This window comes from Pseudomonas sp. PDM22 (assembly GCF_014851965.1).
Classification (GTDB): Bacteria; Pseudomonadota; Gammaproteobacteria; order Pseudomonadales; family Pseudomonadaceae; genus Pseudomonas.
The window spans coordinates 51,123-75,154 of the sequence record NZ_JACVAR010000013.1; the positions used below are offsets into that span (position 1 = coordinate 51,123).

General features: G+C 68.1%; 20 protein-coding genes. 11 read left to right on the plus strand and 9 right to left on the minus strand.

Translation table 11 applies throughout. The annotated features are described in order from the left end of the window. Positions 1-6: 6 nt before the first annotated feature. Positions 7-1,239 carry a serine hydrolase domain-containing protein gene (locus tag IB255_RS30175; RefSeq protein ID WP_081518405.1) on the minus strand — a complete coding sequence of 411 codons (1,233 nt, stop codon included), beginning with the start codon at positions 1,237-1,239 and terminating at the stop codon, positions 7-9. 153 nt (positions 1,240-1,392) lie between these two features. Here IB255_RS30175 and IB255_RS30180 point away from each other — a divergent pair, with 153 nt between their 5' ends. The 5 genes from IB255_RS30180 to IB255_RS30200 all read left to right on the plus strand — a co-directional run bounded on the left by IB255_RS30180 (position 1,393) and on the right by IB255_RS30200 (position 6,883). Continuing rightward, positions 1,393-1,995 (plus strand): TetR/AcrR family transcriptional regulator, encoded by a 603-nt coding sequence (locus IB255_RS30180; protein ID WP_081518404.1) that lies wholly within the window; start codon positions 1,393-1,395, stop codon positions 1,993-1,995. A gap of 78 nt (positions 1,996-2,073) precedes the next feature. Beyond that, positions 2,074-2,505, plus strand: coding sequence for an acyl-CoA thioesterase (locus tag IB255_RS30185; protein ID WP_081518403.1), 432 nt, complete (start codon positions 2,074-2,076; stop codon positions 2,503-2,505). A 66-nt stretch (positions 2,506-2,571) separates the two neighbouring features. Further along, the gene (locus IB255_RS30190) at positions 2,572-3,402 is read left to right on the plus strand and encodes a p-hydroxycinnamoyl CoA hydratase/lyase (RefSeq protein ID WP_081518402.1); all 831 of its coding nucleotides are present in this window, start codon (positions 2,572-2,574) and stop codon (positions 3,400-3,402) included. A gap of 56 nt (positions 3,403-3,458) precedes the next feature. Next, entirely contained in the window at positions 3,459-4,910 is a 1,452-nt protein-coding gene (locus IB255_RS30195; RefSeq protein WP_081518401.1) for an aldehyde dehydrogenase, read from the plus strand. 116 nt (positions 4,911-5,026) lie between these two features. Continuing rightward, positions 5,027-6,883 carry a feruloyl-CoA synthase gene (locus IB255_RS30200; protein WP_081518400.1) on the plus strand — a complete coding sequence of 619 codons (1,857 nt, stop codon included), beginning with the start codon at positions 5,027-5,029 and terminating at the stop codon, positions 6,881-6,883. Positions 6,884-6,986: 103 nt separating this feature from the next. Here IB255_RS30200 and IB255_RS30205 read toward each other — a convergent pair whose 3' ends face one another. From IB255_RS30205 to IB255_RS30220, 4 genes are all read right to left on the minus strand, one after another. Beyond that, positions 6,987-8,240, minus strand: a complete 1,254-nt coding sequence (locus IB255_RS30205; RefSeq protein WP_081518399.1) for a thiolase family protein — start codon at positions 8,238-8,240, stop codon at positions 6,987-6,989. 49 nt (positions 8,241-8,289) lie between these two features. Beyond that, entirely contained in the window at positions 8,290-9,504 is a 1,215-nt protein-coding gene (gene mhpT / locus IB255_RS30210; protein ID WP_081518398.1) for a 3-(3-hydroxy-phenyl)propionate transporter MhpT, read from the minus strand. A gap of 169 nt (positions 9,505-9,673) precedes the next feature. Further along, on the minus strand, positions 9,674-10,156 hold the full coding sequence (locus IB255_RS30215; protein WP_081518397.1) for a MarR family winged helix-turn-helix transcriptional regulator: 483 nt from the start codon (positions 10,154-10,156) through the stop codon (positions 9,674-9,676). Between the two features lie 71 nt (positions 10,157-10,227). After that, positions 10,228-11,136, minus strand: coding sequence for a LysR substrate-binding domain-containing protein (locus tag IB255_RS30220; protein WP_081518396.1), 909 nt, complete (start codon positions 11,134-11,136; stop codon positions 10,228-10,230). 158 nt (positions 11,137-11,294) lie between these two features. On the opposite strand from IB255_RS30220, the gene IB255_RS30225 reads away from it, so the two are divergent. The 6 genes from IB255_RS30225 to mrdA all read left to right on the plus strand — a co-directional run bounded on the left by IB255_RS30225 (position 11,295) and on the right by mrdA (position 18,776). Further along, complete coding sequence (locus IB255_RS30225; RefSeq protein WP_081518395.1) at positions 11,295-12,593, plus strand: NAD(P)/FAD-dependent oxidoreductase; 1,299 nt, start codon at positions 11,295-11,297, stop codon at positions 12,591-12,593. Between the two features lie 81 nt (positions 12,594-12,674). Beyond that, on the plus strand, positions 12,675-13,781 hold the full coding sequence (locus tag IB255_RS30230; RefSeq protein WP_081518394.1) for a polyamine ABC transporter substrate-binding protein: 1,107 nt from the start codon (positions 12,675-12,677) through the stop codon (positions 13,779-13,781). Next, a complete protein-coding gene (locus IB255_RS30235) occupies positions 13,778-15,046 on the plus strand; it encodes an NAD(P)/FAD-dependent oxidoreductase (RefSeq protein WP_081518393.1) in 1,269 nt (422 codons plus the stop codon). The genes IB255_RS30230 and IB255_RS30235 overlap by 4 nt, the downstream gene beginning before the upstream one ends. A 38-nt stretch (positions 15,047-15,084) precedes the next feature. After that, a complete protein-coding gene (locus IB255_RS30240) occupies positions 15,085-15,984 on the plus strand; it encodes a DMT family transporter (protein WP_081518392.1) in 900 nt (299 codons plus the stop codon). A 50-nt stretch (positions 15,985-16,034) separates the two neighbouring features. Further along, the gene (locus IB255_RS30245) at positions 16,035-16,433 is read left to right on the plus strand and encodes a heme-binding protein (protein ID WP_081518391.1); all 399 of its coding nucleotides are present in this window, start codon (positions 16,035-16,037) and stop codon (positions 16,431-16,433) included. 450 nt (positions 16,434-16,883) lie between these two features. Further along, positions 16,884-18,776, plus strand: coding sequence for a penicillin-binding protein 2 (gene mrdA, locus IB255_RS30250; RefSeq protein WP_192211271.1), 1,893 nt, complete (start codon positions 16,884-16,886; stop codon positions 18,774-18,776). A gap of 48 nt (positions 18,777-18,824) precedes the next feature. On the opposite strand, the gene IB255_RS30255 is transcribed toward mrdA, so the two are convergent. The 4 genes from IB255_RS30255 to IB255_RS30270 are packed head-to-tail and all read right to left on the minus strand — an operon-like array spanning position 18,825 to position 23,966. Next, the gene (locus IB255_RS30255) at positions 18,825-19,043 is read right to left on the minus strand and encodes a formate dehydrogenase subunit delta (RefSeq protein WP_081518389.1); all 219 of its coding nucleotides are present in this window, start codon (positions 19,041-19,043) and stop codon (positions 18,825-18,827) included. Next, positions 19,040-21,934 (minus strand): formate dehydrogenase subunit alpha, encoded by a 2,895-nt coding sequence (gene fdhF / locus IB255_RS30260; protein WP_081518388.1) that lies wholly within the window; start codon positions 21,932-21,934, stop codon positions 19,040-19,042. The genes IB255_RS30255 and fdhF overlap by 4 nt, the downstream gene beginning before the upstream one ends. Then, positions 21,931-23,490 carry a formate dehydrogenase beta subunit gene (locus IB255_RS30265; protein ID WP_081518387.1) on the minus strand — a complete coding sequence of 520 codons (1,560 nt, stop codon included), beginning with the start codon at positions 23,488-23,490 and terminating at the stop codon, positions 21,931-21,933. The genes fdhF and IB255_RS30265 overlap by 4 nt, the downstream gene beginning before the upstream one ends. Then, the gene (locus tag IB255_RS30270) at positions 23,484-23,966 is read right to left on the minus strand and encodes a formate dehydrogenase subunit gamma (protein WP_081518386.1); all 483 of its coding nucleotides are present in this window, start codon (positions 23,964-23,966) and stop codon (positions 23,484-23,486) included. The genes IB255_RS30265 and IB255_RS30270 overlap by 7 nt, the downstream gene beginning before the upstream one ends. Positions 23,967-24,032 lie beyond the last annotated feature (66 nt).

Genomic DNA, 24,032 nt, shown 5'->3' on the forward strand with positions numbered 1-24,032 from the left:
CGGGCCTCAGAGAGCAGCGGCGAGGGCGCGGATCAGGCGCAGGCTGTCGAGGTCCAGCACGCTCTCTGCTTCGGGAAGCGAGGACTGCTTGACGATTACCACCTGGCGCTCGAAGTCGATATACAGGGACTGGCCGTGGATGCCTACCGCCAGCAGCGCTTCGCCCGGATACACGTACCACTGGCTCTTGTAGGTGGCGCCGGGGCTCCACTGCGAGAACACCTCGTTGGCGGCGTAGATGGCCGGGTCGCCACCGGCCAGCACGGCCTCGATGGCCTTCCCGGAGAGCAGCTGGCGGCCGTTGGCGCGGCCGCCGCGCAGCACCATCTCGCCGTAGCGCGCCATGTCGCGCAGGGTCGCGTTGAAGCCAGCGCCGGCAACGTTGCGGCCCCAGGGGTCGGCGACGAAGAAACCGTCGCGTTCGCAGCCCAGGCCCTGCCACACATCGCGCAACTGCTCGGCGCAACTGCTCCCGCTGGCCCGCTCCATCACCCAGGCCAGCGCCTCGGTGGTGGCGGTCACATAGTGGAAGAAGCCGCCGTGCTCGCCGCTCTTGCGGGTGGCGGGGAGGTATTCGTAGAGCGAACCGAAAGCCTGCACGCCGAGCGGCGGCGGGGTCAGGCCGCAGGCGTAGCCGAACTGCGAGCTGCCGGATGCGGGGTCGTCGTAAACCTCCTGGTAATCGATGGCCACGGCCATGTCGAGCAGCTGGCGCACGGTCGCGTCGCCGAAGGCGCTGCCGCGCAGTTCGGGCACGTAGTCCAGCGCCAGGCGACGATCGTCGAGGCGGCCGTCTTCCACCAACTCCTGGGCCAGCAGGCCGACCAGCGACTTGGTGACCGAGAACATGATGTGTCGTTTGTGCGCTTCGTGGCCGTTGAAATAGCGCTCCTGCACGACCTCGCCGTCCTTCATCACCAGCCAGCCATCGGTGCAGGTGGCCTGCAGATGTTCCTCCAGGCTCACACGGCGGCCGCTGGCGCCTTCGAAGTGGAAGTCATCGAGGCGTACCGCGCCGCGCTGCAACGCAGAGGGTGCCTGATCCCCGCGCTCCACACTGACGCTCGGGCGGATGCGCCCCAGGTTGTGGAAGGCCCAGCGGTTGTACGGCGGGCGCATGAAGTTGTGCCAGGTGACGAGTTGCTCCGGCGCCGGCGGAAAGCCCTGCATCAGCGTGGGTTGCGCAGGATCGGCGGCGGCGTAGGCGCTGGCCAGTGCCTGGTCGAGTTCGGCGGTCATGGACTGATCTCTTGTTGTCGTGGTGCGGTGTGGTGGTACAAGTTTTTATCGATGTAAAAACTTATAGTCAAATAAAATATTTGATCGGAATTGAAAATATCCTAGAATCAGCCACTTGCAGCGTGACGGTCACCGACAGAGGGAGGAGGGCAGTTGAGCGGATTGCGGGAAAGGCAGAAGGAACAGCGGCGCGATGCGATCACCGCAGCGGCGCTGGCGCTGTTCGAGGCACAGGGATTCGCGGCCACTACCGTGGAGCAGATCGCCGGTCAGGCCGGGGTGTCGACGCCTACGGTGTTCAACTACTTCGGCAGCAAGCAGGACATCCTCCTGGCCGTTGTCGAGCGCGCCGACCGCCAGGCGGTGACCGAGGCCCGGCTGCAGATGCCGGCCTTCGACAATGCAGTGGACGCCATGTGCCACCTGGAGTCGCTGATCGTCCGCCACGAGCTGCAGGTGCTGCCGATCTCCATCTGGCGCGAATTGCCTCCGCTGGGGCTGATGGCCACGCGGCCGGAGGCGGTGGCTACGCTCAATGCCCATCTCGCCGGCGAGATCGCCGTGCTGCTGCGTGACTTGCAGGCGCGCGGCCTGCTCAGTGCGAAGGTGGACGTGGAGTTCGTCGCCTGGTTCCTCAACGACTACTCCTCGATGCTGTTCATGCGCCTGGTGCAGGACGAGAAGCCCGACCTCGCCGCCCACAGCGCACGGGTGCGCCAGCTGACCCAGACCCTGTTCGACGGCCTGGCACCCTGATTCGACGTTGACGCTGTCGTGACTCGTCCATATCGTTAATCGTGTTAATCAATTATCACGCGGAACGAGACTGAACATATGGCCAGCGTCATCCACCTCGAAGTCAGCTGGGGCGATTGCGACCCGGCGGGCATCGTCTTCTATCCGAACTATTTCGCCTACTTCAACCGTGCCACCGATGCCTTCTTCGGCGGCCTCGGCGTGCCCCTGGGCGAAGCCATGAAGCGCCACGGTATACTCGGCTGGCCGATGCTGGAAACTCGCTCGAAGTTCCTCAAGCCCAGTAGATTCGCTGATCTTCTGTCCATCGAAACCGACCTGGTGCGCCTCGGGCGCAGCAGTTTCGCGTTGCGCCACCGGCTGCGCGGCGCCGATGGCGAACTGCGTGTGGAAGGGCATGACGAGCGTGTCTGGGCGCGGGACGAAGCGGGCGTACTGCGCGCTGAACCGATTGCTCCCGCCGTCCGCGAACGGCTCATGGCGGTGTTGGCGGTTTGTGAAAATAGTTAATTGACATAACTATATTTCCCGCATAGCTTGTTTTCCACCAAGCACAACAAGAGCAAAAGGTGAGACATGAACAAGTACGAAGGCCGCTGGCAGACCGTCACCGTTGAAGTGGATGCCGGCATCGCCTGGGTCACCCTGAACCGTCCGGAGAAGCGCAACGCCATGAGCCCCACGCTCAACCGCGAGATGCGCGACGTACTGGAGACCGTCGAGCAGGACGCCGATGCCCGTGTGCTGGTGCTGACCGGCGCCGGCAGCGCGTGGACTGCGGGGATGGACCTCAAGGAGTACTTCCGCGAAGTGGACGCCGGCCCGGAAATCCTCCAGGAACGCATTCGTCGCGACGCCTCCGAATGGCAGTGGAAGCTGCTGCGCCTGTATTCCAAGCCGACCATCGCCATGGTCAACGGCTGGTGCTTCGGCGGTGGCTTCAGCCCGCTGGTGGCGTGCGACCTGGCCATCGCCGCGGACGAGGCGGTGTTCGGCCTGTCGGAAATCAACTGGGGCATCCCGCCGGGCAACCTGGTGAGCAAGGCCATGGCCGACACCGTGGGCCACCGCGAGTCGCTGTACTACATCATGACCGGCAAGACCTTCGACGGCCGCAAGGCAGCGCAGATGGGCCTGGTCAACCGCAGCGTGCCGCTGGCTGAATTGCGCGACGCGGTGCTGGAATTGGCCGCCGACCTGCTGGACAAGAACCCGGTGGTGCTGCGCGCGGCGAAGAACGGCTTCAAGCGTTGCCGTGAGCTGACCTGGGAGCAGAGCGAGGACTACCTTTACGCCAAGCTCGACCAGGCCCAGCTGCGTGATCCGGAGCATGGCCGCGAGCAGGGGCTCAAGCAGTTCCTCGACGACAAGAGCATCAAGCCGGGCCTGCAAGCCTACCGCCGCTGAGCAGCCGCCGCGGGGCCCGTGCCCCGCGGCCAGAACAACGACAAGAGGAACGCTGCATGAACCAAGTCTCGCTGTTGATCGGCGGCCGCGCCTTGCCGGCCAGCGATGGTCGCACCTTCACCCGGCTCGACCCGCTTAGCGGCACCCCCGCCAGCGTCGCTGCCGCTGCCACCGTCGAAGACGCCGATGCCGCCGTGGCCGCCGCCGCTGCGGCCTTCCCCGCCTGGTCGGCGCTCGGCCCCGGCGAGCGCCGCACGCGCCTGCTGGAAGCCGCGCGGCTGATGGAGTCGCGCAGCGCCGAGTTCATCGCCGCGGGCGCACGGGAGACCGGCGCCATGGCCAACTGGTATGGCTTCAATGTGCACCTGGCGGCTGGCATCCTGCGCGAGGCCGCTGGCATGACCACGCAGATTCTCGGCGAGGTGATCCCCTCCGATGTGCCCGGCTCGCTGTCCATGGCCATGCGCCAACCGGCCGGCGTGGTGCTCGGCATCGCCCCCTGGAACGCCCCGGTGATCCTTGCCACGCGTGCCCTGGCAATGGCGCTGGCCTGTGGCAACACCGTGGTGCTCAAGGCTTCAGAGCAGTGCCCTGCGGTTCACCGGCTGATAGGCCAGGTGCTGCACGACGCGGGACTGGGCGACGGCGTGGTCAACGTCCTGAGCAACGCCCCGGCAGACGCCGCCGTGCTGGTGGAAAGACTGATCGCCAACCCGGCGGTGAAGCGCGTCAACTTCACCGGCTCGACCCGCGTCGGCCGAGTCATCGGCGAGCTGTGTGCGCGCCATCTCAAGCCGGCGCTGCTGGAGCTGGGCGGCAAGGCGCCGCTGCTGGTGCTGGACGACGCCGACCTGGACGCAGCCGTCGAGGCAGCGGCATTCGGCGGCTACTTCAACCAGGGGCAGATCTGCATGTCCACCGAGCGGCTGATCGTCGACCGGAGCGTCGCCGACGACTTCGTCGCGCGCCTGGCGAAGAAGGCCGCCAGCCTGCGCGCCGGCCATCCCGCCGACCCGGCTTCGGTGCTCGGCAGCCTGGTGGACGGCGCATCCGCGTTGCGCATTCGCGGGCTGATCGACGATGCCGTGGAGAAGGGCGCACGCCTGCTCTGCGGTGGCGACTTCGAAGGCGCGGTGATGCAACCGGCGCTGCTCGATGGCGTGACCGCGCAGATGCGCCTGTATGCCGAGGAATCCTTCGGCCCGGTGCTCTCGGTAATTCGTGTGGACGGCGACGAAGAGGCCCTGCGGGTGGCCAACGACAGCGAGTATGGCCTGTCGGCGGCGATCTTCAGCCGTGACCAGGCGCGTGCGCTGAACCTGGCGCGGCGCGTCGAGTCGGGCATCTGCCACATCAACGGGCCGACCGTGCACGACGAGGCGCAGATTCCGTTCGGCGGGGTCAAGGCCAGCGGCTACGGCAGCTTCGGCTCCCGTGCCGCCATCGACCACTTCACCCAGTTGCGCTGGATCACCCTGCAGACCGCGCCGCGCCACTATCCCATCTGACCGGCTGATTCGGGCTGCGGATACCAATGCCCGGCAGGACGCCGGGCAGAACAAGAACAATATTCCCGCCACCGCGCCGTTGGGCGCGGTGGCGTGCCTTTACGGAAGACGCTCTCATGAATGTCGCATCCAACTCCCCTGTGGGCTACCGGCGGGTCGCCATCGGCCATCCGCAGGTGGAGGTCCGCCGCAAGGCTGACGGCACCCTCTACCTGCGTGCCCGCGAAGCCCTCGCGCCGCTGCCCGAACGCCTGCTGGAACGCCTGCAGCACTGGGCTGCCGAGCGCCCGCAACAGACTTTTGTTGCGGCCCGTGATGACGCTGGCCAGTGGCGCCGCATCAGCTATGCGCAGATGCTCGACAGCACCCGGCGCATCGCCCAGAACCTGCTGGCATACGGGCTTGGCCCGGAGCGGCCGCTGCTGATCCTCTCGGGCAACGACCTGGAACACCTGCAACTGGCCTTCGCCGCGATGTACGCCGGGATTCCCTATTGCCCGGTGTCGCCGGCCTATTCGCTGGTGTCCCAGGACTTCGCCAAGCTGCGCCACATCGTCCAGTTGCTGCAGCCGGGGCTGGTGTTCGCCGCCGATGCCGGGCCCTACGCCCGCGCTATCGAAGCGGTGCTGGATGCCGAACTGCCGCTGCTGTTCGGTCGCGGTGATGTGCCGGGAAGGCGTTGCCGTCCTTTCGCCGAGCTTCTGGACGCGGACGATTGCAGCGCGGCGGATGCCGCGTTCGCGGCCACCGAAGGCGAAACCATCGCCAAGTTCCTCTTCACCTCCGGTTCGACCAAGCTGCCCAAGGCGGTGCCGACCACCCAGCGCATGCTCTGCGCCAACCAGCAGATGCTGCTGCAGACCTTCCCCGAGTTCGGCCGGCAGCCGCCGGTGCTGGTGGACTGGCTGCCGTGGAACCACACCTTCGGTGGCAGCCACAACCTGGGGATCGCGCTGTACAACGGCGGCAGCTTCTACATCGACGGCGGCCGGCCAACGCCGCAGGGCTTTGCCGAGACCCTGCGCAACCTCAAGGACATCTCGCCGACGGCCTACCTCACCGTGCCGCGCGGCTGGGAGGAGCTGGCCAGTGCGCTGGAGCGTGACGCTGACCTGCGCGAGCGCTTCTTCGCCGATATCCGGCTGTTCTTCTTCGCCGCTGCCGGGCTGTCCCAGGACATCTGGGATCGCCTCGACCGGCTGGCCGAAGCCCACTGTGGCGAGCGCATCCGCATGATGGCCGGCCTGGGCATGACCGAGGCCGCGCCGTCCTGCACCTTCACCACCGGGCCGCTGTCGGTGGCCGGTTATGTCGGCCTGCCGGCGCCCGGTTGCGAGGTCAAGCTGGTGCCGGTGGAGGGCAAGCTGGAAGCGCGCTATCGCGGGCCGAACCTGATGCGCGGCTACTGGCGCAACCCCGAGCAGAATGCCGAAGCCTTCGACGAGGAGGGTTACTACTGCTCCGGCGATGCGTTGCGTCTGGCGGATGAAAGCAACCCGCAGCTGGGGCTGATGTTCGACGGCCGCCTGGCCGAGGACTTCAAGCTGTCTTCCGGGGTATTCGTCAATGTCGGGCCGCTGCGTACCCGCGCTGTGCTGGCCGGGTCGCGCTATGTTCAGGACGTGGTGGTGCTGGCGCCGGACCGACCGGGCCTGGCGCTGCTGGTGTTTCCGCGTCTGGCCGAGTGTCGTTCGCTGTCCGGTCTGGGTCGGGAGGCCAGCGATGCCGAGGTGCTGGGCAGCGCGCGGGTGCGTGCCTGGTTCGCCGACTGGCTGGCGCAGCTCAACCTGCAGGCCACCGGCAACGCCAACTACTTCGGCTGGGTGGCGCTGCTGGACGAGGCGCCCTCGATCGACAAGGGTGAAATCACCGACAAGGGCTCGCTCAACCAGCGCGCGATCCTCGCTTCGCGTGCGGAGCTGATCGAGCATCTGTACCGCGGCGAAGACCCGAGGGCGATCAGCGCTTCCTGAGCCGGCGACAATCGAACGGGCCACCCTGTGCAAGCAGGGTGGCCCGTTGTCGTTTCGGGGAGAAAACCGCCGCGCCATGGGGCCCGACGGTTGGGGTTGCGGGTCAGTTGAACGCGGCGGGGCGCGGGTTTTCCAGCAGCACGGCCATACCCTGGCCACCGCCGATGCAGGCCGAGGCGATGCCGTAGCGCTGGCCGCTGGCGGCCATCTGGCGGGCCACGGTGTGTGCCAGGCGCAGGCCGGTAGCGGCCAGCGGATGGCCCAGGGCAATGGCGCCGCCGTGCCGGTTCAGGCGCTCGTCGTCCAGTTCCAGTTCGCGCTGCACGGCGAGCACCTGGGCGGCCTGGGCCTCGTTTATCTCGATGTAGCCGATCTGATCCAGGCGCAGCCCGCTGCCCTGCAGCAGGAGGCGAATCGCCGGGGCCGGGCCGATGCCCATCACCGCCGGGTCGACACCGATCACCGCTGCCGCGCGCAGGTGTGCCAGCACGGGGCGGCCCGCTGCGGCGCTGGTCGACATCAGCAATGCGGCCGCCGCGCCATCGACCACCGCGCAGCTGTTGCCGGCGGTCTGCACGCCTTCGGGATAGATCGCGCCCAGGCGCGCCAGGGCCTCGGCGGAGGTTTCGCGGATATGACTGTCCTGGGCGGCTTCAGCGTTGCGTCCGGACAGCTTCAAGTGGCGCGGCGCCAGGCCCGCCTGCTCGAAGGTCTGCTCGCGCACCTCCTCGATCTCCCCGGCGAACCAGCCGTCCGCCTGCGCCTGCAGGGCGCGCTGGAAGCTGCGCAGGGCGTAGGCGTCCACCTCCTCGCGGCGCAGGCCATGGCGGCGAGCGAGGTTCTCGGCGGTCTGCATCATGCTCAGGCTGACGGCCGGGTCGAACAGGGCTTCCCAGAGGAAGTCCTTGAACTCCACCGGCTGGCCGAGAGTGAAACCGCCGCGATGGCTGTAACTGGCGATGGGGTTGCGCGACATGGATTCGCTGGCCACGCAGAGCACACTGGCGGCCTGGCCGCGCTGGATCTGCTCGGCGCCCTGGCGCAGCAGTTCGAGCCCGGTACCGCAGATGCGCTGCACACCCAGCGCCGGCACCTGCTGCGGCACGCCGCAGTACAGGCCGATGTGACGCGGCAGCATGTAGGCGTCGAAGCTGGCCTGGGCCATGTTGCCAGCCAGCACGCTGTCGATGCCGGTCGGGTCAACTGCGCTGCGGCGCAACAGGCTGCGCCCGGCGAAGATGCCCAGGTCGGTGGGCGAAACGGCGGCGAGGGCGCCGCGATAGTCGATCCAGGGAGTGCGTACGGCTTCGACGAGCAGGGCATCGTCGAAGGCGCTGAAAAGTCCGGGCAGGTTCATGGTTTTCCTTGGGCAATGTGGCCCGTGGGCTCGCCCACGGAGGGAAGGGTTATTCGTGGGGCGGTCGGTGGCGCAGCAGCAGAATGATTCCCGCTGCGGCGATCAGCACGCCGGGCGCGGCGAGGCCCATCAGACCGGCAGTGCCGCTACCGCTGGCGAGCATCTGCCCGGCCAGCAACGGGCCGCCGATGGAGCCCAGGCGGCCGACGGCAACCGCCGAGCCGACGCCGGTGGCGCGGATGCCGGCGGGGTAAAACTGCGGCGCCAGGGCATAAAGCACCAGCTGCGCGGCCAGCACGAAGAAGCCGGCGGCGAAGCCCGCCAGCAGCATGCCGGCGAAGCCTTCGAAGGAACCCAGCGCGGCCAGGGTCAGCAGGATGCCGCCATAGATCAGCGCCACCAGCAGGGCCGGTCGCCAGCGATCCAGCAGCACGCCGGCCAGCACCGAGCCCAGCGCCATGCCCAGGTTCAGCAGCAGTTGTACGCTGCCGGCCTGGGGGCGGCTGAAGCCCTGGCCGATCAGCAGCGAGGGCAGCCAGTTGAGCAGCAGATAGACCACCATCAGGGTGAAGAAGCAGCTCAGCCACAGCAGCAGTGTCGGCACTGCCTGCCCGTTACCGAACAGGCCCTGTGCCATGCCCGTGCGTTGCCCCTCATCGACCTGATGCTGGTAAGCCGCCGATTCCGGCAGCCGCAAGTGGAGCAGCGGCGCTACCAACAAGGGCGCCCAGCCGCCAAGGTGGAACACCAGTTGCCAGCGCTCCGGCGTGGCGAACATGCCTGCCAGCGAGGCCAGCGCACCTCCCAGCGGCACGCCGCAATACATCAGGCTCACCGCCGTGGCCCGGCGGTCATTGCTGGCGGACTCGGAGGTGAGGGCGATCAGGTTGGGCAGCGCGGCGCCCAGCCCCAGGCCGGTCATGAAGCGCGCCAGCAGCAGGCTGTCGAGGTTCCAGCTCTGGGTGGTGAGTAGCGAGAACAGCCCGAACAGTGCGACGGCAACGGTCAGTACACGCTTGCGGCCGATGCGGTCGGCCAGCCAGCCGCCGGCGAAGGCGCCGGGCAAAAGGCCGAGGATGCTGGCGCTGAACACCCAGCCGAGCTGCGCCTTGTCCAGCCCGAAGTGGGCGGCGATGCCCGGGCCGGCAATGCCCGCCGACTGGATGTCCATGCCCTCGAGCAGGGCGACGATGAAGCACAGCAGGATGGTGAGTGGTGTGGCGGCGCTCGGGCGCGCTGCGGAAGCGGGTGTGGTATCGCTCATGCCGGGGATGCTCTTCTAGTTGTTGTTCGGCGGAAACTAGTTAATGCAATTAACTAGTTTTGCGATGCTAGGAGGCTTGGCGACATTCGTCAACGGCACGCTCCGCCCTCCGGCAGGGCCGGTGAACGGAGTCGGGCAAATAGAGGCGGGGAGTAGAGTGCCGGCTGGATCAGTCGGCGCCGTGGATCTTCTGCAGCAGAGCGAGCAGCTGTTCGCGCTCGGACTCGGAGAGGCGGGAGGTGGCGGCGAAGTCGCTTTGCAGGGCGACTTCCTTGAGCTGCCTGAGCAGCGTTTCGCCGGCCTTGCTGAGGAACAGGCCGTAGGAGCGCTTGTCCGGCTTGCAGCGCACGCGCACCGCGAGGGCCAGGGTTTCCAGCTTGTTCAGCAGCGGCACCAGTTGCGGTGGCTCCACGCCCAGCGCGCGCGCCAGGTCGGCCTGCATCAGCCCCGGGTTGCTGTCGATTATGGCCAGGGCGGTGAACTGCGCCGGGCGCAGGTCGAACCTTGCCAGCTCGTCCACCAGGTGCTGGAAGACGATCAGCTGCGCACGACGCAGGGCGTAGCCGACGTAGTTGTCCAGCGGAGAGGCCGGCGCGACGGCGCCTGCGCCCTGATCTTCGTCGCCCTCGGGGGCGCGGCTCTTCTTCGTCATGGCAATAAGGTTTCTTCTATTAACTAATTTGGGCGATTGTCGCACCACTTCTGCCGGCAGGCCAGAGCGCTTCAGTATTCCAGTTGATTGCGCTGCTCCTCGAACCAGTCGAGCACCGGCTGGCAGGCCGGGTGGGCGGCGCCGCTGTCGCGCAGCCAGAGGGCATAACGGCCGCCGGTTTTCAGCGCCTCGCCGAAGGGCACGATGAGGTCGCCGCGCTGCAGGGCGTCGTGGGCCAGCAGGCGGTCGGTCATGGCGACGCCCAGTCCGCGGGTGGCGGCGTCCAGCGCGAGGTCGTCGAGGTTGAACAGCATGTGCTTGAACGAAGTCGGCGGCAGTGCGGCCTGGGCGCGCAGCCACTGCGGCCATTCAAGGCCGCCGCTGGAGGCGTGGATAAGCGGGTGGCGCGCCAGCTCTTCCAGCGAGCGCGGCGGCGCCTGGCCGTCATCCAGGCGTGGGGCGCAGACCGGGATCAGGTATTCGTCATACAGCGGCATCAGCGTGCGGCCCTGCGGGTCGCTGCCGCTGGGCAGGTAGAGCACGTAGGCGTCGCAGTCGCCGCCGTCGTCCACCACTTCGCCGCCCACCGTCTCGATGGACAGGCACAGCTCCGGGTGCCGCGAGTAGAAGGAGCTCAGGCGCGGCAGCAGCCAGCGTACCGCCAGCGAAACGAAGATGCGGATGCGGAAGGGCCGCTCCGCCGAGGCAGGGGCGAGGCGCTCCTCCAGGCGCAGCAATTGCTGGAGCATGCCTTCGGCCACCGCGTGCACCTCGCGGCCGGCGTCGGTCAGCGCCACCTTGCGGCTGGTGCGATCGAACAGCGGCACGCGGTAGTACTCCTCCAGTTGCTGCACCTGTCGGCTGATGGCGCTCTGGGTCAGGTGCAGCTGTTTCGCGGCGGCCGTGAAGCTGCCGGAGTCGGCGACCTGTACCAGCGCCTGCAGGGCCTGCAGAGAGGGAACGCGAAGCAGTTTGTCCATGACCCTTCCGTGCGCGATCTATGCGAGATAGGAATACGAGGATGAAAAATGAGCGTTGGTGCGTCCAGCGCAACTGCCCGTAGATTCTGACCATGACGCGCCATCGGGGAAATCGCTTGGATACGCCCGGCGCATGGATTGTGAAGGAGTGCCTGGCAATGAACAATCACTGTGGCTGGATCGCCCTGGCGGGCGAATTGCCCGCGCGGCCGACGCTGAGCGGCACCCAGCGGGCGGACTGGCTGATCATCGGTGGCGGCATCACCGGATTGTCCGCGGCCCATGCGTTGGCGGCGCGATTCCCGCAGCAGCGCGTGGTGTTGCTGGAGCGCCAGCGCATCGCCCAGGGCGCCTCGGCGCGCAATTCCGGGTTCGTCGTGGCCCATGAACTGCCTGCCGCCAGCGAACGCCTCGGGCAACCCGGCCACGCCGCGTACCAGGTCGCCTCGCGCATCGGCATCGCAGCGGCGCAGGAAGTCCGCCAGCGCATCGCCGGGCTGGGCATCGACTGTGAGCTTTTCGAAGACGGCTATCACTTCGCCGCACACCGGCCCGAGCACCTGGGCGATGTCGACGGTATCCTCGCCACGCTGGCCTCGGTCGGCGCCAGCGCTCGCTACTACGAAGGCGCGGCGCTGGAGCAGCGGCTCGGCAGTGGCTTCTACGCGCGGGCCATTCACTGCGCCGGTGGTAACGCGCTGCTGCAACCGGGGCGCTATGTGAAAGGCCTGGCGGAGAACCTGCCGGAGTCGGTGGAAGTCTTCGAGCAGAGCGGCGTGACCGACCTGCGCCGCAGCGGCCAGGGCTGGGTGGCGGGTACCGGGCAGGGCGAAGTCCATGCGCCGCAGGTGCTGGTCTGCCTCGGCGCCTTCATTGCCCGCGCCGGCCTGCACGACAGCGGCGCCTTCCCGCTGGAACTGAGCGCGAGCATTACCCGCCCGCTGGACGAGCCGCGCTGGCAGTCGCTGTTCGGCGAGCGCCAGTGGGGCGTGCTCGCGCCGTTGCCGGGCGGCGGTACCGTGCGCCTGCTGCCGGGCCGCCGGCTGCTGATCCGCAACACCGTCGAATACCGCCATCGCGACCTCGACAACCACGCGCTGGCCGAGCGCCGTCGCCGTCATCTGAGCGGTTTGCGGAAGCGTTTCCCCGGCATCGTCGAAGCCGACATCGCCTACAGCTGGACCGGCCACCTCAGCGGCACCCGTTCTGGCGAGCCGTACTTCGCCCGCGTCGACCAGGGCTTGCACGCGGTGGCCGGCTGCAACGGCTCGGGCGTGGCGCGCGGCTCCCTGTGGGGCCGCCTGCTGGTGGAAATGGCCGCGGACGACAGCTCGCCCGTGCTGGCCGACGTGCTGGCGCAGGCCAGCCCCGGCTACCTGCCGCCCAGCCCGTTCTTCGATATCGGCGCCTCGTTGCGCATGGCCTGGGAAGTGCGCCGCGCACGCGCCGAGGCCTGATCCATCGCTTTACCCACGCACGCAATCCATGAAGACCATCTCCAGAAAACTATTCCCAAGAACAAAAAAACCGAGGGCAGCATGATCAATCGTTCCAAGACTCTGGCCAGCTTCACCCTGGCAGGCCTCGCACTCGCAGCAGTGACCGGCACCACCCAGGCGGCGCAGACCGTCACCATCGCCAACTGGAGCGGCTACATCGCCGAAGACACCCTGGCGAACTTCACCAGACAGACCGGCATCCAGACCACCTACGACCTCGTCGACAGCAACGAGACCACCGAAGCCAAGCTGATGACGGGAGCCAGCGGCTACGACCTGGCCAGTCCGTCCAACCACTTCCTGCCGCGCCTGATCAAGGCCGGCGCCATCCAGGAACTGGACAAGAGCAAGCTGCCCAACTGGAAGAACCTCGACCCCAAGCTGATGAAGATCCTCGAGGCCAACGATCCGGGTAACCGCTATGCCATTCCCTACCTCTGGGTGACCGTCGGCATCGGCTACAACGAGGACAAGATCAAGGCCATCTTCGGCAATACCGACGTCACCCACAGCTGGCAGCTGCTGTTCGATCCGAAGAACGCGGAGAAGCTCGCCCAGTGCGGCATCGCGGTGATCGACAACGCCACCCAGATGGTGCCCATCACCCTCAAGGTGCTCGGCCGCGACCCGGCGAGCCAGAACCCGGACGACTTCAAGGCCGCCGAAGCCGCGCTGCAGGCGGTGCGCCCGTCGATCCGCTACTTCCACCAGTCCAAGTACGTCAGCGACCTCGCCAACGGCAACATCTGCGTCGCCATCGGCTTCAGCGGCGACGTGCTGCAGGCCATGACCACCGCCAGGCAGGCCGGCAACAACGTGAAGATCGGCTACAGCCTGCCGCGCGAAGGCAGCACCATCGCCGTGGACACCGTGACCATTCCCAAGGGCGCGCCACACCTGGACAACGCCTACGCCTACATGAACTACCTGCTGCAACCGGAAGTGATCGCCAACATCAGCAATGCCGTGCAGTACCCCAACGGCAACGCCGCCGCGACCCAGTACGTCGACGCGGAGCTGCGCAGCAACCCGGCCGTCTACCCGCCGCAGGAAGTGCTCGACACCCTGTTCCCGATCAAGACCCTGTCGCCGTCCGGGATGCGCATGAGCACCCGCCTGTGGACCCGCGTGATGAGCGGCAAATGACCCAGCCCAAGGACCTGCGCCGCCACGCCCTGGTGGTCGGCGCCGGCGTGGTCGGCCTGGCCACCGCGCTGCAACTGCAACGCCGCGACCTGCGCGTGACCCTGCTGGACCGCAATCCGCCGGGCCTGGCCACCTCGTTCGGCAATGCCTGCACCTTCGCCACCTACTCGGTGGAACCGGTGGCCACCCCCGGCATCTGGCGCAAGGCGCCGGGCATGCTGCTGCGCCCGGACAGCCCGCTGGCGATCCGCCCGGCCTACCTGCCGCGCATTGCGCCCTGGCTGCTGCAGTTCCTGGCGGCCTCGCGGCGTGACCGGGTGGAAGCCATCGGCCACGACCTCAACACCCTGCTGCGCCCCTGCATGGGCGCATGGCAGGGGCTGTTCGACGAGGCAGGCGCCAACGACCTGATCCGCCACGACGGCTCGCTGTACATCTTCGAAGCCCACGAGCGCAGCGATGCGCAAGCCATGGTGGATTACCACCGGCGCTTCGAGGTGCCGATCCGCTTCGTCGAGGGCTCCGAACTGCGCGAGCTGGAACCGGCGCTCAACGCCCGCGCGAGCTGCGCGGTGGAGCTGCCCGGCGTGAGCCGCACGCTCGATCCCTATGCGCTGAGCCTGCGTCTGTTCGAGCGCTTCCTCGCCAGGGGCGGCGAGTTCCGCCGTGGCGAATTGCTGGGCCTGGAACCGGCCGGGCAGGGCAGGGATGCGGTGAGCGCGCAGCTGACGAGCGGGGAACAGCTGGCCGCCGACCGCGTGGCGCTGTGCACCGGCGCCTGGTCGCGGACTTTGGTGGACCAGTTGGGAGACAGCGTGCCGCAGGACACCGAGCGCGGTTACCACGTGCTCTTCGGTCACGCCGGGCAGGTGCTCAATCGCCCGGTGTGCTGGGGTGCCGGCGGCTTCTACATGACGCCCATGGCGCAGGGCCTGCGCGTGGCCGGTACGGTGGAATTCGCCGGGCTGGAAGCGTTGCCGAGCCCGGCGCGCTACCGCTACCTGACCCGTGGCGCGCGGCGCTTCCTGCGCCTGCAGCACGAGTCGGTGTCGCAGTGGATGGGCTTCCGTTCCTCGGTGCCGGACAGCATGCCGGTACTCGGCCCGTCCCGGCGCCTGCCGCAGGTCTTCTACAACTTCGGCCATGGCCACATCGGCCTGACCCTCGGCGCTATCACCGGCCAGCTGCTCGCCGAGCAGGCCAGTGACGTCGTCACCAGCGTACCGGTGACGCCCTTCCTCGCCAGCCGCTTCGGCTCTCGCTGAAGCACTGGCATTCACCCCGGACAACAGGAGATCACGACATGCCCCAGCTGACCCTTGTCGCCCCCCGCGGCCATGCCATGCGCAGCGTGGGCCTGATGCTGTTGTCGATGTTCTGTTTCGCGGTGGTGGATGCGCTGGCCAAGGTGGTGGCGCTGAAGTATCCGGCCAACGAGGTGACCTTCTTCCGCATGGCCTTCGGCGTGCTGCCGGCGTTTCTCCTCTGCCTGCGCGGCCGGCCGCTGGTGCAGCGCTGGCGGCAACTGGACGTGCGCGGCCAGAGCATCCGCGCGGTGACCCTGCTGGGCTCCTCGGCACTCTTCTTCGCCGGGCTGCCTTACGTGGCGCTGAGCGAGGCCATCTCCATCGCCTATTCCGAGGCACTGCTGGTGATCGTGCTGGCGCCGCTGCTGCTGGGCGAACGCCTGCTGCCGCGCAATGCGCTGGCGGCTGTGCTGGGTTTCGTCGGTGTGCTGATGGTGGTCAAGCCGGACAACGCCGAGGCCAGTCTGGTCGGGCCGGGCCTGCTGGTGGCCAGCGCCTTCTTCGGCGCACTGTCGATGATCCAGATCCGCCGCATCCGCGAGACCGACGATTCCACCACCACGGTGCTGTACTTCACCGTGGTCGGCACCCTGGTCACCGGCGCCACGCTGCCGTTTTCCTGGAGCACGCCAAGCCTGCCGGACCTCGGCTTCATGCTCGCCCTCGGCCTGCTCGCGACCCTCGGCCAGCTGCTGTTCACCATCGCCGTGCGCCGCGCCCATGCCGCCACGCTGGCGCCGTACACCTACACCAGCATCATCTGGGCGAGCCTGTTCGGCTACGTGATCTGGGGCGAGGTGCTCAGCCTGCTGTCGCTGGTCGGTATCGTGCTGATCGTCGGCAGCGCAGTGGTCGTGGCGGTGCTGGAGCAGCCACCGGAAGGCTCGGTGGTCTGATTTTCCTGCTTCCCACCCGGCGCGATGCGCCGTTTCACGAGAGAGATTGCATGCAACACAAAGCCGTACTCGACCAGACCGACGTCACCCGCATCGTCGCCGCCGCTACCGATGAAGCCCGGCGCCAGGGGTGGGCGGTGTGCATCGCCGTGGCCGACGATGGCGGCCACCCGCTGGCGCTGGTGCGCCTGGACGGCTGCGCCCAGGCCAGCGCCTACATCGCCACCGAGAAGGCGCGCAGCGCGGCGATCGGCCGGCGCGAAACCCGCGAGTACGAGAACATGGTCAATGGCGGCCGCACGGCCTTCCTCAGCGCGCCGTTGCTGACCTCCCTCGAAGGCGGCGTGCCGATCCTGGTGGGCGGGCAGGTAGTGGGCGCGGTCGGCGTTTCCGGCGTCCGCGCGGAACAGGACGCGCAGGTTGCCAGAGCGGGAATCGCCGGGCTCTGAGGTACACCATGGATTTCCCCTGTAGGAAGGGCGGGGGCGCCTAGACCATGCTCGCGAGCGCGGACAAAGTCCGCGTCCACTACAGGACGCCATTGCCAACCCCTGTGTGGGAGCGGGCTTCGTCCGTGATGCTGTTGCGCTCGGGCTGTCGCAGGCATGGCCAGCTCCTACACCCGGCGCCGAACGCCAGCGCCCCTGTAGAAGCGGACTGCCATCCGGCGCGATGCGAGACCAGGGCACCGCCTCGACTACCGGTCAGAATCCGGCCTGCCAGTCTGGTACCATGCCGCGCCGGTATGCCAGCTGGCGCGTGATGCCCCCGCGTCTGGCGATGCCCGCTTCCTTTCGTTCCCACTCTGCTGCAAACAGGCCGCATCGATCGGAAAGCTCCCCTGCACGGCAGGAGCGATGCGCTTTCCACCGGGTCGATGGGGACCTTCTGGAATCCCGATGCACGATCCGATCAAACTCAAGGACCACCAGCAGGAGGCGACGCTGGTCAACCGCCGCCTGATCGCCTGCGGCGCGTTCGTGGCCCTGATGAGCGTGACCCTGGTGGCAAGGATGTACTTCCTCCAGGTCACCGACTACGCGACCAACGCCACCGTCTCCGAGAACAACCGCATCCACGTCCTGCCGATCCCCCCGGAGCGTGGGCTGATCTTCGACCGCAACGGCAAGGTGCTCGCCGAGAACCTGCCCAGCTTCAACCTCACCCTGACCCGCGAGCGCGCCGGCAATTCCCAGGTGGTGCTGGACCAGGTGACCGATATCCTCCACCTGAGCCCCGAGCAGCGCCTGCAGTGCGACAAGGCGCTGAAGAAGAGCCGCCATCCCTTCGAGCCGGTCGCCATCCTGCATGATCTGAGCGAGGAGCAGATCGCCCTCATCGAGGTCAATCGCTACAAGCTGCCGGGTATCGATGTGGATGCCGAGTTCGTCCGCCACTATCCCTACGGCGAGCACTTCGCCCATTCGGTCGGCTTCGTCGGGCGGATCAACGAGCGCGAGGCGGCGCGGCTCGACAGCACCGAATACCGGGGCACCGAGTACGTCGGCAAGACCGGTGTCGAACACTTCTACGAGCCGCAGCTGCACGGCCACGTCGGCTACGAGGAAGTCGAGACCAATGCGCAGGGCCGCGTCATGCGCGTGCTGAAGAAGGTGCCCCCGGTGGCCGGCGAGAACATCGTGCTGGGCCTGGACGTGGACCTGCAGGTGGCCGCCGAAAAGGCCCTGGGCGATCGCCGTGGCTCGGTGGTGGCGCTGGACCCGAACACCGGCCAGGTGTTGGCGATGGTCAGCAACCCGAGCTTCGACCCGAACCTGTTCGTCAACGGCATCAGCTCGGCGCAGTACGCGCAGCTGCGCGACTCCATCGACCGGCCGCTGTTCAACCGGGCGCTGCGCGGGCTGTATTCGCCGGGCTCGACCATCAAGCCGGTGGTGGCCATCGCCGGGCTGGATACCGGCACCATTACACCGGCCACGCGGGTGTTTGATCCGGGCTACTTCCAGCTGCCCAACTACGACCACAAGTACCGCAACTGGAACCACAGCGGCGATGGCTGGGTGGACCTGGACACGGCCATCAAACGCTCCAACGACACCTACTTCTACGACGTTGCGCACAAGCTCGGCATCGACCGCATGCACGACTACCTGACCCGCTTCGGGTTGGGCAGCAAGGTGTCCATCGACATGGCCGAGGAATCCCCGGTGCTGATGCCGTCCCGCGAGTGGAAACGCGCCACCCGGCGCCAGGCCTGGTTCCCCGGCGAGACGGTGATCCTCGGTATCGGCCAGGGCTACATGCAGGTGACGCCGCTGCAGCTAGCCGAAGCGACCTCGCTGATCGCCAGCAAGGGCGCCTGGCATCGTCCGCGGCTGGCCGAGTCGGTGGGCGGTGAAGACGTGGTCGACAACAACCCCATGCCCGACATCCACCTGGGCAATCCCCACGACTGGGATGCGGTGAACTACGGCATGCAGCTGGTGATGCACGATCCGGGTGGCGGCGCGCGGGCCGCAGGGCAGGGCGCGCAGTACCGCATTGCTGGCAAGAGCGGCACCGCGCAGATCGTCGCGATCCGCCAGGGCGAGCGCTACAACCGCCTGAAGACCAAGGAGCGCCACCGCGACAACGCGCTGTTCGTCGGCTTCGCCCCGGCGGCCGAGCCTTCCATCGTGGTCTCGGTGACCATCGAGAACGGCGAGGCCGGCGGGCGCGTAGCCGGGCCGGTGGTGCGCGAGATCATGGATGCCTGGCTGCTCGATGCGGACGGCAAGCTCAAGCCGCAGTACGCGGTGCCGGCCGAGACGGCTTCGGGCAAGCACGCCTGAGGTCTGCCGCACCCGACCCGGCGCACGGGCCGGGTGCGGTGTGGTCGGTCAGGCTTGCGCCGTTTCCGTCAGCGCCGCCTGCACCAGGGCATGCAACTCGGTGCCCGGATGATCGGCGTGCCAGTCCTTCAGCTCGCGGCGCATGGCCGGCGTCCAGAAGTTCTGCAGGTGCTGCTGCACGCCGTGGACCGCCAGGGCATGGTCCGATTCGGTGGAGAAGTACTGGCCGATCTGGTTGGCCATCTTGATCAGGTTCTCGACGCTCATCGACGGACCTCGGCTCTTTCCTGGTGACGGCGCTCCTTGAGCAGGCGCCGCTGTTCGTCACTGAACGCCTGGTAGCGCTTCTGCCATTCCGAAGGCTGGAACACGCGCACCACCTCCACCGCCGTGACCTTGTATTCCGGGCAGTTGGTGGCCCAGTCGGAGTTGTCGGTGGTGATCACGTTGGCGCCCGATTCAGGGAAGTGGAAGGTCGTGTAGACCACTCCCGGCGCCACGCGCTCGCTGACCCTGGCGCGCAGCACCGTCTGCCCGGCGCGGCTGCCCACGCCGACCCAGTCGCCATCGCTGATGCCACGGCTCTCGGCGTCGCTGGCGTGGATTTCCAGGCGGTCTTCCTCGTGCCAGGCGACGTTGTCGGTGCGCCGGGTCTGCGCGCCGACGTTGTACTGGCTGAGGATGCGCCCGGTGGTGAGCAGCAGCGGGTAGCGGGCGTTGACCTTCTCCTCGGTGGGCACGTAGCCGGTGAGCATGAAGCGCCCCTTGCCGCGCACGAACTGCTCGATGTGCATGGTCGGGGTACCGTCCGGTGCGGCATCGTTGCACGGCCACTGCAGGCTGCCATGGCGGTCCAGTTCGGCGTAGCTGACGCGGGTGAAGGTCGGCGTCAGGCGGGCGATCTCGTCCATGATCTGCGAAGGATGGGTGTAGTTCATCGGGTAGCCCAGGGCATTGGCCAGGGCCACGGTGCCTTCCCAGTCGGCCTTGCCGCCGAGGGGCTCCATCACCTTGCGCACGCGGGAGATGCGCCGCTCGGCGTTGGTGAAGGTGCCGTCCTTCTCGAGGAAGGAGCTGCCCGGCAGGAATACGTGGGCGAACTTGGCGGTTTCGTTGAGGAAGATGTCCTGCACCACCACGCATTCCATGGCGGAGAGGGCGGCGGTGACGTGCTGGGTGTTGGGGTCGCTCTGGGCGATGTCCTCGCCCTGGCAGTACAGCGCCTTGAAGGTGCCGCCCAGCGCCGCTTCGAACATGTTGGGGATGCGCAGGCCGGGATCGGGCTGCAAGGTCACGCCCCAGGCCTGTTCGAACTGGCTGCGCACGGTCTCGTTGGAAATGTGCCGGTAGCCGGGCAGCTCGTGGGGGAAAGAGCCCATGTCGCACGAGCCCTGCACGTTGTTCTGGCCGCGCAGCGGGTTCACCCCGACGCCCTCGCGGCCGACGTTGCCGGTGGCCATCGCGAGGTTGGCGATGCCCATCACCGCGGTGCTGCCCTGGCTGTGCTCGGTGACGCCCAGGCCGTAGTAGATCGCCGCGTTGCCGCCGGTGGCGTAGAGGCGCGCGGCGGCGCGGATTTCTTCGGCAGGTACGCCGCACACCGGGCCGAGCACTTCCGGGGCGTTCTCCGGCAGGCTGACGAAATCGCGCCAGCGGATGAAGTCGCCGGCCTCGCAGCGCGCGTCGACGAAGTCCTGCCTGACCAGGCCTTCGCTGACGATGACGTGGGCCAGGGCATTGAGCATGGCGACGTTGGTGCCGGGGCGCAGTTGCAGGTGCAGCTCGGCGCGGGCGTGGGGCGAGTCGACCAGGTCGATGCGCCGCGGGTCGATGACGATCAGCCGGGCGCCCTGGCGCAGGCGGCGCTTGAGCTGCGAGCCGAACACCGGGTGCGCATCGGTGGGGTTGGCGCCCATCACCAGCACCACGTCGGACTGCATCACCGAGTCGAAGCTCTGGGTGCCGGCGGACTCGCCCAGGGTCTGCTTGAGGCCGTAGCCGGTAGGCGAGTGGCAGACCCGCGCACAAGTATCGACGTTGTTGTTGCCGAACGCCGCGCGCACCAGTTTCTGCACCAGGTAGGTTTCTTCGTTGGTGCAGCGGCTGGAAGTGATGCCGCCGATGGAGTCGCGGCCGTATTTCGTCTGGATACGCCGGAACTCGCTGGCGGCGTAGGTGACGGCCTCGTCCCAGCTGACTTCCTGCCACGGGTCGCTGATGTGCTGGCGGATCATCGGCTTGGTGATGCGATCCGGGTGCGTGGCGTAGCCCCAGGCGAAGCGGCCCTTGACGCAGGAGTGGCCGTGGTTGGCCTGGCCGTTCTTGTCCGGGACCATGCGCACCAGCTGGTTGCCCTTCATCTCGGCGCGGAAGGAGCAGCCCACGCCGCAGTAGGCGCAGGTGGTAATGACGGCACGCTCCGGCTGGCCGATCTCGACCACGCTCTTTTCCATCAGCGTGGCGGTGGGGCAGGCCTGTACGCAGGCGCCGCAGGACACGCATTCGGAGTCGAGGAAGTTGTCGCCGCCGGCCGCCGCCACGCGGGACTCGAAGCCGCGCCCTTCGATGGTCAGGGCGAAGGTGCCCTGGGTTTCCTCGCAGGCGCGCACGCAGCGGTTGCAGACGATGCACTTGCTCGGGTCATAGTCGAAGTAGGGGTTGGAGACGTCCTTCTGGTCCTTCAGGTGGTTGGCGCCGTCGTAGCCGTAGCGCACCTCGCGCAGGCCGACCTGGCCGGCGACGGTCTGCAGTTCGCAGTTGCCGTTGGCCGAGCAGGTCAGGCAGTCCAGCGGGTGGTCGGAGATGTACAGTTCCATCACGTTGCGCCGCAGGTCCGCCAGCTTCGACGTCTGCGTGCGCACCACCATGCCTTCGCTCACCGGCGTGGTGCAGGAGGCCGGGTAGCCGCGCATGCCGTCGATTTCCACCAGGCACATGCGGCACGAACCGAAGGCCTCCAGGCTGTCGGTGGCGCAGAGTTTCGGGATGGTCGTGCCGAGCAGGGCGGCGGCGCGCATCACCGAAGTGCCGGCGGGCACGCTGATCTCGCGGCTGTCGATGCTCAGGCTGACCTGCACGTCGCTGTCGCGCGCCGGTGTGCCGAAGTCGATGTCGCTGGCGCTGCCAGCAGACGAGGAGGGATCGAAGTAGTTGATCACTGGTCGGCCTCCGAAGTCGCCAGACCGAAGTCGGCGGGGAAGTGCTTGAGGGCGCTGGCCACGGGGAAGGCGGTCATCCCGCCGAGGGCGCAGAGCGAACCGTATTGCAGGGTGTCGCAGAGGTCGGTGAGCAGTCGCGCCTGTTCTTCGCGCGCGCTGATGTCGGTGGCGGCGATCAGCCGCTCCACCACCTCCACGCCACGGGTCGAACCGATGCGGCAGGGCGTGCACTTGCCGCAGGATTCCTCGGCGCAGAACTGCAGGGCGAAGCGTGCCATGCGCGCCATGTCCAGGCTGTCGTCGGCCACCACCACACCGCCGTGGCCGAGCATGGCGCCAACCGCGGTGAAGGCTTCGTAATCCAGCGGGGTGTCGAACTGCGCCGGGGGCACCCAGGCGCCCAGCGGGCCGCCGACCTGCGCGGCCTTCAGCGGGCGGCCGCTGGCGGTGCCGCCGCCGTAGCCTTCCACCAGCTCGCGCAGGGTCAGGCCGAAGGCGCGCTCCACCAGCCCGCCGTGACGGACGTTGCCGGCCAGCTGGAAGGGCATGGTGCCCAGCGAACGGCCCATGCCGAAGTCGCGGTAGAACGCTGCGCCCTTCGCCAGGATGATCGGCACCGAGGCCAGGGTGAGCACGTTGTGCACCAGCGTCGGCAGGCCGAACAGGCCCTGCAGCGCGGGCAGCGGCGGCTTGGCGCGGACCACGCCGCGCTTGCCTTCCAGGGAGTCCAGCAGGGCGGTTTCCTCGCCGCAGATATAGGCGCCGGCGCCGACGCGCACCTCCAGTTCGAACGCGCGGCCGCTGCCGCAGACGTCTTCGCCGAGGTAGCCGGCGTCGCGGGCGAGCTTCAGCGCCTGGTTGAGGGTGGCGATGGAGTCCGGGTATTCCGAACGCACGTAGAGGTAGCCCATGGTTGCGCCGACGGCGAGGCCGGCGATGGCCATGCCCTCGATCAGCAGGAAGGGGTCGCCCTCCATCAGCATGCGGTCGGCGAAGGTCCCGGAATCACCTTCGTCGGCGTTGCATACCACGTACTTCTGGCTGCCGGCCGCCTCGCGCACCGTGCGCCACTTGATGCCGGCGGGGAAGGCCGCGCCGCCGCGGCCGCGCAGGCCGGAGTCGAGCACCGCGGCGACGACGTCGGCGCCGTCCATGCCGATGGCGCGGGCCAGGCCTGCGAAGCCGCCGTGGGCGCGATAGTCGTCCAGCGACAGCGGCCGGGTGATGCCGGCGCGGGCGAAGAGCAGGCGCTGCTGGCTCTTCAGGTAGGGCAGTTGTTCCACCAACCCGAGAGCCAGCGGATGGCTGGCCGGGTCGCCGGAAAGCGCGTCGAGCAGGGCCGGCACGTCGTCGACCGTGAGCGGGCCGAAGCCCAGCCGGCCGACGTCGCTGTCCAGCTCCAGCAGCGGCTCCAGCCAGTAGAGGCCACGCGAGCTGGTGCGCTGGATGTCCAGCGGCAGCTGGCGGCGCTCGGCCTCGGCGACCAGGGCGTCGGTCACTTCGTCGGCGCCCACTGCGCGGGCCACCGAATCGCAGGAAACGAACAGCTTCAGCATGCGGCGTCCTCCCGGCAACCGTTCACCAGTTCGCGCAGGCGTTCGGCGGTGAGGCGGGCATGCACTCGGCCGTCCAGTTCCAGCGCCGGCGAGCAGGCGCAGGCGCCCAGGCAGTAGACCGGGCGCAGGGCGATGCGGCCGTCGGCGCTGGTGCCGTGGTCGTCCAGTTCGAGCTGCTCGCGCAGCTGCGCGGCCAGGGCTTCGGCGCCCCGGCTCTGGCACGACTCGGCGCGGCACAGGCGCAGCGTATGGCGGGCCGGCGGCGCGCTGCGGAAGTCGTGGTAGAAGCTGATCACCCCACGCACCTCGGCGACGCTGAGGTTCAGGGCGTGGGCAATTTCCGGAAGGGCATCGTCGGGGATGTAGCCGACGCAGTCCTGGATGGCGTGCAGCACCGGCAGCAGGGCGCCGGGCATGGCCTTGAGACGTTCCAGCACATCGTGGATCAGGGGCAGGTGAAGCGAATCATCAGGCATACAGCGCACCTCGACATCGCGGGCGCCTGCGATGGGCGGCGGCCCGGAATCCTTCGGCGGCGGCGT